Annotated in this window: 13 protein-coding genes; all 13 read left to right on the top strand. The window is 52.1% G+C overall.

The annotated features are described in order from the left end of the window. The first annotated feature begins 1 nt into the window (after position 1). A complete protein-coding gene (locus tag MOST_RS16150; protein WP_054936701.1) occupies positions 2-487 on the top strand; it encodes a phosphate-starvation-inducible PsiE family protein in 486 nt (161 codons plus the stop codon). Continuing rightward, positions 450-1,115 (top strand): hydrogenase nickel incorporation protein HypB, encoded by a 666-nt coding sequence (hypB, locus tag MOST_RS16145; protein ID WP_054936700.1) that lies wholly within the window; start codon positions 450-452, stop codon positions 1,113-1,115. Before MOST_RS16150 ends, hypB begins: the two co-directional genes overlap by 38 nt. Further along, on the top strand, positions 1,064-3,367 hold the full coding sequence (gene hypF, locus MOST_RS16140; RefSeq protein ID WP_054936699.1) for a carbamoyltransferase HypF: 2,304 nt from the start codon (positions 1,064-1,066) through the stop codon (positions 3,365-3,367). The genes hypB and hypF overlap by 52 nt, the downstream gene beginning before the upstream one ends. Continuing rightward, on the top strand, positions 3,358-3,600 hold the full coding sequence (locus MOST_RS16135) for a HypC/HybG/HupF family hydrogenase formation chaperone (RefSeq protein WP_054936698.1): 243 nt from the start codon (positions 3,358-3,360) through the stop codon (positions 3,598-3,600). Before hypF ends, MOST_RS16135 begins: the two co-directional genes overlap by 10 nt. Then, positions 3,575-4,708 carry a hydrogenase formation protein HypD gene (gene hypD / locus MOST_RS16130; RefSeq protein ID WP_054936697.1) on the top strand — a complete coding sequence of 378 codons (1,134 nt, stop codon included), beginning with the start codon at positions 3,575-3,577 and terminating at the stop codon, positions 4,706-4,708. The genes MOST_RS16135 and hypD overlap by 26 nt, the downstream gene beginning before the upstream one ends. A 1-nt stretch (position 4,709) precedes the next feature. Next, a complete protein-coding gene (gene hypE, locus MOST_RS16125; RefSeq protein WP_054936696.1) occupies positions 4,710-5,726 on the top strand; it encodes a hydrogenase expression/formation protein HypE in 1,017 nt (338 codons plus the stop codon). A 406-nt stretch (positions 5,727-6,132) separates the two neighbouring features. Next, entirely contained in the window at positions 6,133-7,452 is a 1,320-nt protein-coding gene (locus tag MOST_RS16120; protein WP_054936695.1) for an NAD(P)/FAD-dependent oxidoreductase, read from the top strand. Continuing rightward, positions 7,445-7,939 carry a 4Fe-4S dicluster domain-containing protein gene (locus MOST_RS16115; RefSeq protein WP_054936694.1) on the top strand — a complete coding sequence of 165 codons (495 nt, stop codon included), beginning with the start codon at positions 7,445-7,447 and terminating at the stop codon, positions 7,937-7,939. Before MOST_RS16120 ends, MOST_RS16115 begins: the two co-directional genes overlap by 8 nt. A 1,017-nt stretch (positions 7,940-8,956) precedes the next feature. After that, positions 8,957-10,078, top strand: coding sequence for an amidohydrolase (locus MOST_RS16110; RefSeq protein WP_054936693.1), 1,122 nt, complete (start codon positions 8,957-8,959; stop codon positions 10,076-10,078). 296 nt (positions 10,079-10,374) lie between these two features. Continuing rightward, positions 10,375-11,517 carry a TIM barrel protein gene (locus MOST_RS16105; protein ID WP_054936692.1) on the top strand — a complete coding sequence of 381 codons (1,143 nt, stop codon included), beginning with the start codon at positions 10,375-10,377 and terminating at the stop codon, positions 11,515-11,517. Between the two features lie 165 nt (positions 11,518-11,682). After that, on the top strand, positions 11,683-13,212 hold the full coding sequence (gene xylB, locus MOST_RS16100) for a xylulokinase (RefSeq protein WP_054936691.1): 1,530 nt from the start codon (positions 11,683-11,685) through the stop codon (positions 13,210-13,212). Positions 13,213-13,219: 7 nt separating this feature from the next. After that, positions 13,220-14,266: a LacI family DNA-binding transcriptional regulator gene (locus tag MOST_RS16095; protein WP_083476613.1), complete on the top strand. Its 1,047-nt coding sequence runs from the start codon at positions 13,220-13,222 to the stop codon at positions 14,264-14,266. Then, positions 14,263-15,552 carry a DUF4380 domain-containing protein gene (locus MOST_RS16090; protein ID WP_054936689.1) on the top strand — a complete coding sequence of 430 codons (1,290 nt, stop codon included), beginning with the start codon at positions 14,263-14,265 and terminating at the stop codon, positions 15,550-15,552. Before MOST_RS16095 ends, MOST_RS16090 begins: the two co-directional genes overlap by 4 nt. Positions 15,553-15,561: the final 9 nt, after the last annotated feature.

Here is a 15,561-nt window from a genome sequence, read left to right as displayed (position 1 = left end):
CTTGAAGGATACCGCCACAGTCATTACTCGATTATTAATGTCGGCAGAATATATAATTCATATTTTAGCGGCGATCCTGCTTGTTATCGCCGCAATAGGGATCTCTTTTCAATCCCTTAGCGAAATCAAGTTTTCCATGGTTAGTATGCTTACCCTTATTAGCAACTCGCTCCTCATACTGATTATAAAAGAAGTACTGTGGACAATCATCAGGTTTATAAAAACTCAGGATTTCAGTGTCAGCTCATTTCTCCATCTCGGCGTTGTATCAAGTATCCGGCAAATGCTTTTCATTGAAGCCCAAAAATCAACGGAGAAGATGGAGCCGTTAATTTATTTTGGTGAATTGGGAGTAAATGCTATCGTAATTTTAATCCTGATGGCTTCTTTCTATTTGTGGCAGAAGGGGTATAGTTTGAAGGTTTTAAAAAAGAACGGAGGGAATATCGATGAAAGTAATAATGGCTCAAAAGATTCTCCAGGCTAATCAAGATATAGCCGAGCAAAACCGAAAGCGCCTATCCCAAATACTAACTGTCAATCTGATAGGTTCTCCTGGTGCGGGTAAAACTGCACTCTTGGAAAGGACAATAGCCTCATTAAAAAGGGAATTTACCGTCGGGGTGATTGAAGGTGATATATACACCACCCTAGATGCCGAGCGTATTGCCGGTCAAGGGGTAGAAGTTGTCCAGATCAATACCGAAGGAGCTTGTCACCTGGATGCCAGTATGCTCTCCAGTGCGCTAGAAGGGCTCGACCTTTCCAACCTGGAACTTATATTTATCGAAAATGTGGGCAACCTGGTATGTCCGGCCGAATTTGACCTGGGTGAGGATTATAAGGTGGCCCTGTTGAGCGTCACTGAAGGCAGCGATAAGCCTGCCAAGTACCCTTTGGTATTTCGCGAAGCCCGGGCAATAGTAGTTACAAAGGCAGACCTCTTACCGCACACTAACTTTGATTTGAAGGCAGTCGAAGAAGAGATTAAGGCAGCCAATCCTGCTGTGAAGATTTTTGTAACCTCAGCTCAAACCGGTGAGGGCCTGGAGGCATGGTGTTCATGGCTCAAAGATGCAATGCAAAGAAAAAGGGGATTGTTCGCTATCGGATAATCGTCAAAGGGATCGTCCAGGGTGTGGGGTTTCGCCCCTTTGTTTATAACCTGGCAAGCCTGCATCGCCTGAAGGGCACGGTTTCCAATACCAGTCAGGGCGTGCTCATTGAAGCCGAAGGTCAGGAGGAGACAGTACACGCTTTTCTGTCCTGTTTAAAGGCAAATCATCCTCCATTATCGCGGATAACTGCTTTAGAATGGGACGTCCTGGAACCGTGCGGTTATAGTTCTTTTACTATTATCCCAAGTGGAGAAGGAGCCGGAAAGGAAGCCCTGATTCCCCCTGATGTAGCCCTGTGTTCTGATTGTGCCCGGGAAATAACGGATCCCCGGGATAGGCATTACGGCTACCCCTTTACCAACTGTACCAATTGTGGACCGCGATTTACCATTGTACGGGGCGTACCGTATGACCGCGCGAAGACCTCCATGGCCCGGTTTCCGATGTGTCCGGAATGCGCCCGGGAATACTACGATCCGGGCAACAGGAGATTCCACGCCCAGCCGGCCGCCTGCCCGGCCTGCGGGCCTCAGGTAGAGCTGGTGGACAGGCAGGGGCGAAAGGTGGAAGGCAACTGGTTGGAGCTGAGCTGGAGATTCTTGCAAGACGGCAAGATATTAGCCGTAAAAGGGCTGGGAGGCTTTCACCTGGTATGCGATGCCAAGAATAGGGCAGCCTTAAAGACCCTCCGCCGGCGCAAGGGCCGTGAAGCCAAACCCCTGGCGGTAATGTGCCTCCTGGAAACGGCCAGGAAGTACTGTTACGTTAGCCCGGAGGAGGAAAAATTGCTGTCTTCTCCTCAAGCACCTATTGTTATTCTTACCAAACTGGCCGGTTGTAATTTGCCGGATGAGCTGGCCCCGGGGATGATGACCCTGGGTATAATGTTACCTTATACACCGCTGCACCTGATGCTTTTAAACGGCCCCCTGGAAATTTTAGTCATGACCAGCGGTAATCGCAACGGTTTGCCCCTGGCAAAAGACAACGGTAGAGCCCTGGAGGAACTGGGCGGTATAGCCGACTATTTTCTCTGGCACAATCGCGAGATTGTCAACCGCTGCGACGATTCCGTTGTAGCGGTGACAGGTGATATGGTTCAGATCTGGCGACGCTCGCGGGGATATGTCCCCTCGCCCGTTAAGGTTGCGGTTAAATCCAGTTCCCCTGTGCTGGGCGCCGGCGGGGACATGAAAAACACCTTTTGCCTGTTAAAAGGCAATCAGGCCTTTGTCAGCCAGCACATCGGCGACCTGGGCAGCAGGGAAGGTGAAGCACACTTTTTCTCCAGCCTGGAGAATTTAAAAAACCTCATCGGCTCCGAACCTGAAGTGGTCGGTTACGACATGCATCCCGGCTATCGTTCCTCCCGCCTGGCGGCAGGAATTCCGGCCAAGGCGCACTTTGCCGTTCAACACCATCACGCCCATATGGTTTCTTGCCTGGCCGACAATGGCGTGGATGAGGAAGCAATCGGGGTAATCCTTGATGGAACCGGATACGGAACCGACGGGCGTCTCTGGGGTTTTGAGATCCTCACCGGGGATTGTGCCGATTTTACCAGGGAGTATCACCTGGCCTATGTACCGTTGCCCGGTGGCGAGCAGGCAGTGCGTTATCCATGGCGGACAGCAGTAGCCTATTTAATGAAATACCTTTCGGCGCAAGGCGAGTCGCTTGCCGACCGCCTTTTTCAAAGCAGGGGGCAGGAGCTTGAGGTTATCAAACGCCTCGTCGCCACAGGCTTTAATTCACCGCTAAGCTCGAGCTGCGGTCGTCTTTTTGACGCCGTTTCGGCCCTCCTCGGCCTCTGCTGCCATAATAGTTACGAAGGACAGGCGGCAATCGAGCTGGGAGAAATGGTCCTTGACCCGGCGGAGGGCAAAAGATTAATACCCTATCCATTTTTTATCGAGGGGAAAGTTATCCATCCGGGCGGGGTCATAGCCGGCGTGGCGGCCGACCTGGAACGGGGAGTTGCCAGGGAGATTATTGCCACCCGTTTCCACAATACGGTCCTGGCGATGGTACGCGAGGCGGTACGAATGGTTGCTGAAAGAACACATATAAAGACTGTAGCCCTTAGCGGTGGTGCCTGGCAAAACCGCTATCTTTTCAGCCTTGCTAAAGAAGTCTTGCCTGGCGACGGTTATCGCCTGCTGGTCCACCGGCAGGTACCGGCCAATGATGGGGGGCTCTCCCTGGGCCAGGCAGTAATCGCTTGCCGGAGGTGGCAACAATGTGTTTAGGTATTGTGGGTAAAGTAATTAAGGTAACTGCGGCTGATGAAACCGCGATAATTGATGTTCACGGCGCCCGCAGGGAGATATCCATAGCTTTACTGGGGCAGGTAAAGGTTGGCGATTATGTGCTGGTTCATGCCGGATTTGCCATTGAAAAGATTGATTTAAAAGAAGCAGAACAGATGGTAAAAATGTGGGAGGAACAATTAAACGATGTCACCTCTGGACAGGTTTTGTGATACGGAATTAAGCAGGAAACTCATGGGCCGGGTTGCCGCCCTGGCAGATGAGGTTGCGGAACGCCTTGGGCGGCCGGCAGTTTTTATAGAAGTATGCGGTACACACACAGTGGCTATTTCCCGGCTGGGATTGCGGAGCTTGCTGGCAGGTCGCGTAGAATTGCGAAGCGGCCCCGGGTGTCCTGTTTGTGTAACCGATCACCAGGAAATCGATATGATGGTCAATCTGGCCCGCTTGCCCGGGGTTACGGTGGGAACCTTCGGGGATATGTTACGCGTTCCCGGCAGCCAGTCTTCCCTGGAGAGGGAACGCGCCGGCGGTGCCGACGTGCGCATTTTTTACTCGCCCTTGGACGCAGTGGCCTTTGCTGAAGCCAACCCGGGAAGAGAGGTCGTGTTCCTGGGAATTGGTTTCGAAACAACTGCCCCGGCAGTCGCTGCAAGCCTTGCGAGAGCCCGGGCTAAAGGGGTGAAAAACTTCAGTATATTTTCGGCCCATAAACTCATCCCCCCGGCCCTCCGCGCCGTTCTCAGTGACCCCGAATTAAAACTTGACGGGCTTATCTTGCCGGGGCATGTTAGCGCCGTTACTGGCAGGCGGGCGTTTGACTTCATCGTTAAAGAGTATGGCCTGCCATCGGTAATCAGCGGGTTTGAACCCATGGATATTCTGATTGCCCTTCACGAGCTTTTGCTTCAATTGCTCCGGGGCGAGGCACGGGTAGCGAACAAGTACACGAGGGTAGTGCGGGAAGAAGGTAACCTGGATGCCCGCGAGCGCATAGCGGAGTGTTTTGAGGAGGTCGATGTCCCCTGGCGCGGCCTTGGAGTTATTCCTGAAAGCGGACTTTCACTACGGGAAACTTTTCGCGATTTCGATACGCGATTTAAACTAAATATAGAACCGGCCCCGCTATCACCTCTTTACCCGCCAGGCTGTGCCTGTAAAGAGATTTTACGGGGAAAACTTTTACCCCTGGAATGCCGGCTATTTAGTAATGTATGTACACCTGTTCATCCTGTAGGCCCCTGTATGGTTTCAAGTGAAGGGGCCTGCGCGGCTTACTATCGATATGAACGTTTATCTACAGTTGGAGGTGGCATTTAGGATGAAAGAGAATGGCAGTGATATTGTTTTGCTGGCTCACGGTGACGGGGGTGCCCTTACCCATGAACTCATCAATACCCTTTTTCTTCGCTATTTTGGAAGCAATATCTTGAAAAAGCTCAGTGATGCAGCGGTTTTTTCCGTAAATCAAGGGAGAATGGCCATTACTACTGATTCCTTTGTGGTTGATCCGCCTTTCTTCCCCGGGGGAGATGTGGGAAAACTGGCGGTTTGCGGCACGGTAAATGATCTGGCGGTCAGCGGCGCCCGGCCCATCTATCTCACGGCTTCTTTTATTTTAGAAGAAGGACTGCCCCTTGCCGATTTAGAAAGAATTGTTCAATCTATGGCCGGGGCCTGCGGGGTGGCGGGCGTAGAAATTGTCACCGGGGATACCAAGGTGGTTGAAAAAGGACATTTAGATAAAATTTTTATTAACACCACCGGTATCGCTTATATTTTTCCAGGAGTAGATTTGGGTTACCACCGGATTAAACCCGGTGATAAAGTTTTAGTCAATGGTAACCTCGGGCAACACGGTATTGCGGTACTCTGCAAACGGTATGGCTTTGATTTTGCAGGACAGGTCATGAGCGATTGTGCCCCGCTCAACGGCATAACTAGCCTGCTTTTAAAGGAAATCCGGGGGATCAAGATAATGCGGGATCTTACCCGGGGTGGCCTGGCGACTGCAGCCAAAGAAATTGCGTCAGCCTGCGGTTTAGATATCTGGCTGGATGAAGATTGTATCCCGGTAGATGCCGGAGTAAAGGGTGTTGCTGAGATGCTGGGACTGGATCCCCTTTATCTTGCAAACGAGGGGAAATTTATGAGTATTGTCAGCCCGGAGGAAGCAGGAAAAGCTGTAGCGGTAATGCAAGAGCATGCCCTGGGAAGGGATGCTAGTATTATAGGTGAGGTGAAGGCTGGTGAAGGTAACGTTTATCTCTCTACATCCCTTGGAGGTACTAAGTTTTTAGATCTTCTAGCCGGGAGACCTTTACCACGGATCTGTTGATTACTGCACCTTCTGATTAAGTTAGGAGGCTGATTTCGTAGAATTTATAGGTGGCGGTCACTCGCTGCCTGAAGTGATAGAGGCGGCAGTCGTTGCCCAGCATACCGTAGTTACAGCCATAGGGAGCGACACCGATGGGAAGAAGCCCATCCCGGGGCTCTGTCTAACGTATCTTTCTCGCCAGGCGTTGTATAACAAAAAATGGTAAAATATGACACAGCTAAAAGTGATGTCAATAAATTTTTAATGTGTCAATTTAAATTGACACCCGGATAAAGGAGATTGCCCAAGCTTACCGGCTTTTTGTACAATCTTACCGACCTTTTGTTTTTATGGCACACTTCTTGCTAGATAAAATAAATGCTAGATAACATTTTATAGCCAAAGCTGAAGGAGATGAAAATTCTTGACCCACTATGTCATCGTCGGAAACAGCGCTGCCGGTATTGCCGCGGCCGAAGCTATTCGCAGCGTTACCCTTAATGGAGACGTAACCATTGTTTCTGATGAACCTTTGCACCCATATTCCCGCTGCCTGATAACCGAAGCTATAGCCAAAGATTCCCCCGTAGAAGAAATAAGCTTTAGGCCAGTTGATTTTTACCACCGTCTTAACATTCAGCCATTGCTCGGCAAAATAGTAGATGCCATTCATCCTGCCGAGCAAAAAATCCGCTTGGACAATGGAAGAGAACTATCTTACAACGCCCTCCTGGTGGCTACCGGCGCAAGGGCTGTACGCGCAGATGTTCCCGGCCAGGAATTAGATGGAGTTTTTACATTACGCACCTGGAGTGATGCTCAGCGAATAGCCAGGAAAGCAGAAAAAGCTGAACGAGCAGTAGTAATAGGGGGCGGTCTGGTAAGTCTTAAGGCGGCAGCTGCTCTGAAAAAAAGGGGTGTTCCACGGATAACTGTAGTTGTCAAATCAGGGCGTCTCTTGTCCCGGCAGCTTGATGAGCGAGGGGCAGCCCTCATTCAGCAGGCGCTGGAAGCTGAAGGAATAGAATTCGTTTGGGGCCAAAACCCCAAAGCCTTTAAAAATAAGCCTGGATCTTCCCTGATAGAAACCGTACTTCTAGAGGACGGGAGGGAAATAAAGGCCAGCCTGGTGATAGTGGGTAAAGGAGTAATTCCTAATGTCGAGCTAATCAAAGAGGCCGGGGGTCGCGTCCGGCAGGGAGCAATTGTAAATAAATACCAACAAACTAGCTTGCCCGGGGTCTATGCCGCTGGAGATGTAGGTGAAACAATAGATCTTCTTACCGGTGAAATGGTTCCCTCTGGCCTCTGGACTCTGGCTGTGGAACAAGGTAAGATAGCCGGCTTCAATATGGCAGGGGAAAGATGCATATACGAGGGCAATTTGACCCGCCTGAATGCCGCAGAATTCGCCGGTGTTCCCTTTGTATCCGTTGGTCTGGTGGAAAAGGAAGGAACCGGATGGAAACATATGAGCTATTTCAGCTCCCATAAAAATTCTTATCGTCGATTGGTATTCCGAGAGAATAGGTTGGTTGGAGCTATCCTGGTAGGCGATATTTCCCAGGCCGGTATTTACACAGCATTAATCCGCCAGGGAATAGAAGTTTCCGGTCATGAGGAAGAGCTCTTGTACGGAGAAGTTTCGGGTTACCAATTTATGGGCTTAGCTAAATTAGACCAGAACTTATCCAGGATGAAGGTTGGTCACTCGACCTTGGAAGGGGGAAATAAATATGCATAGGGAAATCCTTATACGCTTTGACAGGTGCCTTGGCTGCCTTTCATGCGAAATAGCGTGTGCCATAGCCCATGCTGAGGAACAAACTCTCCTCGGCGCCATAACCCAGCCTAAACCGCCGCAAAAAAGAATTTACGTTGAGCAAGTTGAAAGCAGGAAAGCCCCCGTAACCTGCCGGCATTGCCAAGAAGCTTACTGTATAGATGCCTGTATTGCCGGAGCCATGCACCGGACAGAGGAAGGCGTGGTAACCAACCTGGGGAGAGAACAAAAGTGTATCGGCTGCTGGATGTGCGTCATGGTATGCCCTTACGGCGTAATCCGCCGGGATGGAGAACAGCGCATAGCTTTGAAATGCGACCGGCAATGTCTTGATGATCAAAAAGTGCCGGCCTGCGTCCGGGCTTGTCCAACAAAAGCCCTCGTATTTACCACGGTAGAGGAATTTGAAGCTGAAAAACGGCATCAATACCTCGCCTCGTTAACCTGAATCGAGGAGGAGGGGGCGGCTAACCCCCTCCTCTCACACTACAGTAGGTTCTCGGAAACTCCCAGACGTTGGTACTCAAGCCCTTCGTGAAGGCTTTTATTTTTTTCTCCACATCCCCTATGGGGTATAAGGATAAATAGGTGCCGAAAATAGGCGTTTGAGTTAGACGTGTGCGATTTAGGTTATATTGCTTCTAATTCCATCCATCATGGCAAATTTTAGCCCTCGACTTTTTCAAAACACTACCAAAAGGGAGATGTTGGGCATGAACCCCATATCAACAGGTTTACTCGTTTCCAATCATGGGAAGGTAAAACTATTTTCAATGAATACCCGCTCCACATCCGCCATGGCAATATCACGGTAACCCTGCTTTTTCAAGATAAGGAGTCTATCGAACGCTTATGGCAACTCCTGGGGGCAACCATGTTGGAGATTGAATCTGCGGACCCGGTAAATACTTTACCTTTTCTTTAAACCTGGCCCTTTCCTGGCTGGAGGATAGGGCTCTGCTGGGAAGCAACCTGAGCGCCTGCAAGGTTTCTACAAAAGGACGGGGCGGGGTGACTGCCTGTTGAAGTTGCCTTGCCTCTGCTTTTTAATCTAAAACCCTTTGGAGAAACTAAAGCGATAAATCCCGGGGGTTTGGGGGCAGCGCCTCCAATAATGATCATTTTCTATCGCTTAATCGTGCTTATTACCTTGCATCTGATCATTTATTTCATCCTAATTTTATGCTCATTTATCTTGATTTTTCTGTGCTCATTTAATTTGACGTGTAACACTATCTACCCGCGAAAGACTGGCAAGAAGAGAAGTAGACCTGGGTAATGAGAACATACCGGGCCGGACGGACAGTGGACCGCCATAATGACTTTAGGAGTCATTATGCGGATATTTTTTGACGATACCTTCCCTGCAGGCGCAATAATTAACGGAGCAATATAATGGTGAAGTAAAAGTTTGACCCTTGAAGAAGCGTGGCATTGAGTTTAAGCTTAGGGTGGAGGGATAAACATGAATCAGGAAACGATCCGCCGTCAGGAATATGTGGACGCCCACTGCCATGTATGGGAATTTGCCCTCTTCAATCACTTCGCCAGCCTGGAAAAATGCTCAAACCTTGAAGAGCTGGTGGAAACCCTGAAGTCACGTCTTATTGCAGGGTGGGCTGTTGGGGTACGTTTTAACCAGGAAATCCTGGCCGAAAAGATTATACCCGCAAGGGCCTTCCTGGACCGTACCTTTGGTTCGACGCCGGTAGTAATAATACGGACCTGCCTGCACTTGGCTGCAGCCAATACGGCCGCCATGCAGGGGCTGGGATTTTTCGCGGAAAACGGGCTCTTCCATGAAGCCAAAGTATTTAACCTCCTAAAGACCCTGGTGGCCAGGCTAAACCTGGAACCGGGAGACATCCTCTCCCGGGGCTTAAGGGAGCTTAAGAAACTGGGGATAGTTAAAGTCATCGATATGGGAATGGACCGGCACAAGCGTCCCTTCTTTGAGAGTCTTGAGCAGGAGGTGAAAGTGGATTTCTACACGGTGGAGTTCGGGCTACTGGATGAGGCCCTGGGGTTCAAGGTATTCCTGGACGGGGGCCTGGGCGCCCGTACCGCCGCCCTGACAGAGGAATACGCCGACGATCCAGGTAACTACGGCCTGCTTAATCACAGTGATGCAGCCCTCCTTTCCCTGGTTGAAAAGGTTCACCGAAAAGGTAAACCCATAGCCGCCCACGCCATCGGGGACAGGGCCGTTGACCAATTCCTGCGCGTTGTGCGGCAAAGCCGCCACCCCCTGGACCGCCTGGAGCACGTCCAGTACGCCCGGGAGGAGCAGCTGGAGGCCCTGGCTGAGCTCGAGATCCCCGTCTGTATACAACCCATCTTTTCCCGGGAAATGTCCTGGGCCATGCGCAGGCTGGGCCCGGAGCGGATGAAAACAGCCTATGCCTGGGGGCTTATGAGGGACAAAGGCATCCGCTTGTTAGCCGGCTCCGACGCCCCTGTGGATCACCCCGATCCCCGGGAAGCGGCCGCTACGGTTGCCCTTCTAAAAGGTGGGCATCATCTGGATTTTGAGGAGGTTTTAGACCTTTTTGCCCACGCCAACCGGGAATTTTATCCAGGAAATTAAATTATATTTAATTGTGAAAACGGGCGCAAAAGCGGAGTTGATTTGGAGGAAAAGAGGCAAAAAAGGGTAGTATATTCGGTTAAGTATAATTTAACACCTGTCTGAAAAATTTTTTATAAAAGTGTTAAGGAAAAGCAGGAATCTTAATTTAAATGGCGAAATATATTAGCGAACCGGAACCGATTTCGATATATACATCATCTATCGTTAAATAGAGCCTTATATTTCAACATAATCATGTTTAGGAAGCGTTTTCGATAAACTGTAGCAACAAGGGTAGAAAAGAGGGAGAAAAATTGCAGGATTTACGTTATCAAACCACCCGCCGCTCGCCGGAAGAGTTAATCCGGCACTTGCAAAATTTTGAGCTAAAACTTCGCTTTTCAGCCGGCATATGGTTCTTTTCCGGCAGCAACAGCCGCTTTCATACCCGTTATGGCAGGGAACTGACCATTGAGGAACGCCTGGAGAAATACGCGGCTCTGCAACAATATGGCCTGGAAGGCATTGAGGCCCATTATCCCAACGAGATCAATGAACATAACCTCACCCTTTACCGGGATTTTTGCCGGGATACCGGGATGCAAATAGTAACGGTAGTGCCCAATCTTTTCTATGAAGAACAGTTCCGCCACGGGTCTTTATCTTCACCCCTGCCGGCGGCCCGGCAGGTAGCCATCCAGCGCGTTAAAGAAACGCTAGAAATAAATAAAGAGCTGGGCACAGAGTTCATGGTTGTCTGGCCCGGAATAGATGGCTATGAAAACCCCTTCGGTATCGATTTCATAGAAATGCGCCGTCGTTTCGCTGCCGGACTGGCAGAAGCCATGGATGCTGTGCCTGGGGTACGGGTGGCCATGGAGCCAAAACCATATGAGCCCCGGGGGAGAATAATCTACGGCACCACCGCGGAAGGGGTTTTGCTGGCCGGGAAGGTTGAGGGGCTGCTGCAGAACCAGGAAAATAAACAACTCCTGGAGCAGGGCTATACCCTGGTCGGCCTCAATCCTGAGATCGGCCATGTTCTCATGGGTTATGAAGATTTGCCTTATGCTTTGAGCCTGCCCCTGGAGTACGGCCGGCTGGTGCATACCCACTGGAACAGCCAGCCCCTGGGTAACTACGACCAGGATTTGAATGTCGGCGTCGTAGCGCCGGAACAGGCCGAGGCCGCCCTCTACGTCCTCAAGATGCACGGCTACCAGGGCTGGTTTGGCCTGGACATCAACCCGGAGCGGATGCCGGTAGAAAGGGCGCTGCTGAACTGTATCGATGCCTTGCGGGCCATGAATGACCGCATCAACAGCCTGGATCACGAAATGGTAGTCACCTGTTTGCAGGACCCGGAGCGCTATGCCGGTTACCTGGAGGCCATCCTCATCCGCGCCCGGGCCAGGAAGGCTGATATTTTGAGCCCTTTAGCCTTCTCAACGCCATAGTTATATATCCCGGGGCCCGGCACGTCACCAAAATCACCAATTCCCGGATAAGGGTCGTTACAGTGAGCCATAAAAGCTCTCTTAAGGGCAATCGAATCAAGCAGTGGGCGCAGGGGTCCTAAAAAGCAACCAGCTATTAGTCCTGGCAGGAAGGGAAAAAAGATCATGCCATACTTACTCGGGATCGACATCGGTACTTCTGGCACCAAAGCCGTCCTGGTGGAGGAAGACGGCAGGGTAGCGGCTTCCTCCTATGTAGAGTATCCATTGAGCCAGCCCCGGCCGGGCTGGGCCGAGCAGGAGCCGGAACAGTGGTGGCAGGCCGTGGTGATGGCGGTGCAGGAAATCTGGGTTAAAAGTGGCCATGACGGCCGGGATGTCGCCGGCGTTGGCCTGTCGGGCCAGATGCACGGGGCCGTAGTTTTAGACGCCAACTACCAGGTTTTACGGCCGGCCATCCTCTGGTGCGACCAGCGCACCGGTGGGGAATGTGCCTGGATGTACGAGGAAATAGGGGAAGAAAAGCTCTACCAGTGGACGGGGAACCCCGCCCTGCCAGGCTTTACGGCACCCAAGCTGGTCTGGCTTAGACGCCACGAACCGGAAATTTATAATCAAATCCGCCATGTGCTGCTTCCTAAAGACTATATCCGTTTCCGCCTGACGGGGGAACTGGCCACCGAAGTATCCGACGCTTCCGGGACGTTGCTCCTGGATGTGGCTGCCCGCCGCTGGTCGGGAGAAATGCTGGCGGCCCTGGACCTTCCCCAGGAATGGTTGCCCCGGGTACACGAGTCGCCGGAAATAACCGGCCAGATCACCCCGGAAGCCGCGGCTGCCACCGGCCTCCCGGCCGGGACGCCGGTAGTGGGTGGCGGTGGTGACCAGGCTGCCGGGGCTGTAGGCACAGGCATTGTAGAAGAAGGGATTCTATCGGCGGCCCTGGGAACCTCCGGTGTGGTTTTCGCCATGACTGCTAAGCCAAATATCCAGCCGGGCAGTACCCTGCACGCCTTCTGCCATGCCGTCCCCGGTAAGTGGCACCTTATGGGAGTGATGCTGGCTGCAGGGGCTTCATTACAGTGGTTCTGCAACCAGCTGGGTGGCGAAGAGATCAAAGAAGCTGCGGCAACGGGTACTGATCCCTATGACTTGTTGACGGCCCGGGCGGCTGAGGCGGGCCCGGGAGCCGAAGGGTTGCTGTTCTTGCCCTATCTGCTGGGGGAAAGGACGCCCCATCCCGACCCGGCAGCACGGGGCGGATATATCGGTCTCACCATGCGCCACAAGAAGGGTCACCTGGTGCGGGCCGTCCTGGAAGGCGTGGCCTTCGGCCTGCGCGATTCCCTGGAACTTTTACAGCAGGCCGGGGTGAAGGTGGAAGAAATCCGTGTTTCCGGCGGCGGCGCCCGCAGTCCTCTATGGCGGCAGATTCTCGCCAGCGTCTTTAAGCACCCGGTGACCACGGTGAACAGCACCGATGGGCCGGCCTTTGGCGCAGCTTTGCTGGCCGGGGTGGGGGCGGGTATTTACCCTTCCGTGGAAGCTGCCTGTAGCTCTACCATCAAGGTGACCAGCCGGGCCGAACCGGTACCGTCAGAAGCAAGCACCTACGACCGCCTTTATACCCTGTATACGTCCTTGTATCCCCTCCTGCGGGGCACCATGCACGATTTGACCAAGATGACGGAGTGAAAAAGAGTTGGCAAATATCTCTGATGTTGCTAAAAGAGCCGGAGTATCACGAACTACAGTATCCAGGGTTCTCAACGGGAAAGACGACGTCAACGAAGAGACCCGGCGCCGGGTGCTGGAGGCTATCCGGGAGCTTAACTACCGTCCCAGCGCCCTGGCCCGCAGCCTGGTGAAACAAAAGACCGACACCATCGGCGTTATCCTGTCGGATATCACCGACCCCTTCTTCTCCCGCATCATCCAGGGAGTGGAGGATGTAGCCCATAAGTTTGGCTACGGCATCGTGTATGCCAGCATGCGCTGGGACCCGCAAATCAAGCACAACTATGTTAATTTCTTACGCAGCGGCCGGGTAGACGGCCTGCTCATGATGGGTCACACCGTAGGGAATGAAGACTATGTGCGCGAGATGGTGGAAGAAAGATTTCCAATAGTTCTGGTAGAGTACTGGATCGAAAATTTGAAGGCGAACTTCATTGCCATCGACAACCGGGGTGGTGGTTACCTGGCTACCAGGCACCTGCTGGGCCTGGGGCACCACCGCATTGCCCATGTAGCGGGGCATAAGAATGCCCGGGTGTCGCAAGAACGCCTGGCCGGCTACCGCCAGGCCCTGGCCGAGGCTGGTGTATCCTACGATGAAAGCCTGGTGGTTTACAGCGATTTTACCACCGAAGGGGCCATACCGGTTGCGAAAAAACTATTATCCCTGCCTGAGCGGCCGACAGCCATTTTTGCTGCCAACGACCTGATGGCCTACGGTGTCATCCATGCGGCGCGCGAACTGGGCTTAAAGGTTCCCCAGGACCTGGCTGTGGTGGGTTATGACGATATTGAGCTGGCGTCCCTGGTAACGCCGCCCCTGACCACCGTCCACCAGCCGCGGTACGAAATCGGCTCCATGGCCGCCTGGTCCCTGATCCAGCAGATCGAGAATAAAGAGATGCAGCCCACAGTAACCGAGTTTAAGACGAGCCTGGTTATCAGGGAATCTTGCGGTGCTGTTTTCCGGCGCGGCAGCCAGGGGTATCTAGAAGGAGGTAAACCGGCATGAGCCCCTGCTGGTGGCGGGAAATAAACTTCCGCGGCTGGGATGGCGCTGTCGAGTTCGGCAATGACCTCATCCGGGTGGTGATGGTCCCGGCCCTGGGCGGAAGAATTATGGCCTATGATCTTGGTGATTATTCCTTCCTTTACGTTAATAAAGAGTTAGAGGGCAAACTTTTCACGCCCGAAGAAAATTACGGCGATGGTTCCATTGCCGCCTGGAAGAATTACGGCGGTGATAAAACCTGGCCGGCACCCCAGGGGTGGGATACCGAGGAAGAATGGCACGGCCCGCCGGACCCGTTGCTTGATACCGGGGTATATACGGGGCGATGGCTGGAATGCAGCCCGGAAAAAGTAAGCTATGAAGTGGAAAGCCCGCCGGATACCCGGACGGGGATTAAGATTTTTCGCAAGGTTACTATCCGGCAGGACAGCAGCAAGCTGTGGCTGGAGTTAAGGATGAAGAATGTCAGCTCCCGGCCAGTGGCCTGGAGTATCTGGAATGTAACCCAGTTAGATACGCGATTAAGAAGTAGCAACGGCTATGACACTAATTGCCACCTTTATATACCTTTAAACCCTGAGAGCAGGTTTGCCAAAGGATATCGCGTGATCTTTGGCGAAGAAGATAACCCGCAATGGGGCAGGCGAGAAGGCGACCTCTTAGTAGTACCTTATCTGTTCTATGTTGGTAAAATTGGTGTCGATTCACCGGCTGGTTGGATGGCCTTTGTCAATGGTACCGAAGGCTATACCTGGTGCCTGCGTTACCCCTACTATCCGGGAGAGAAAGAGGCCTATCCCGACGGAGGTTGCACAGTGGAATGCTGGACGGTGGGACGCGGTGTAGTGGCTGGTAAGGATTATTCGCAAGAAACCGGTTATCACCTGGAAGCGGAAGTGTTGGGGCCCATCCGCAAGCTGAAACCGGAAGAAATACAGATTTTTCCTTTGGAAATGGGAGTTGCTAAAGGGGGTGGGGGATTTGCGAGTGTAACAGCAGCGGGTTATATAGCCAGAGGGGGTGACGTCAGGTTAGAACAAGGGAAATTAATAATAAATCTTTCTGGCGGTGTTTTTTATAAAGGAAGGCTACGGGTAGTTGTAACTGATGCCGGGCATAACGTTATTTGCCAACAAGATTTAGGAGACGTATCTCCTCAAGAAGAGGTAAAAATTAACCGAAAAATAGACCTGCCCTTTTCCAACAAAAATTTGCTAACTCTGCAAGCTCATTTAGTCATTGACCATCCCGGAGGTATGGATGAATACTACCAAACGTACCTCTAATTCTAAGAA

Source organism: Neomoorella stamsii (assembly GCF_002995805.1).
Lineage (GTDB): Bacteria > Bacillota > DSM-521 > Neomoorellales > Neomoorellaceae > Neomoorella > Neomoorella stamsii.
Note: the sequence above shows the minus strand (reverse complement) of the source record. Positions and strands in the feature narration are given on the sequence as shown.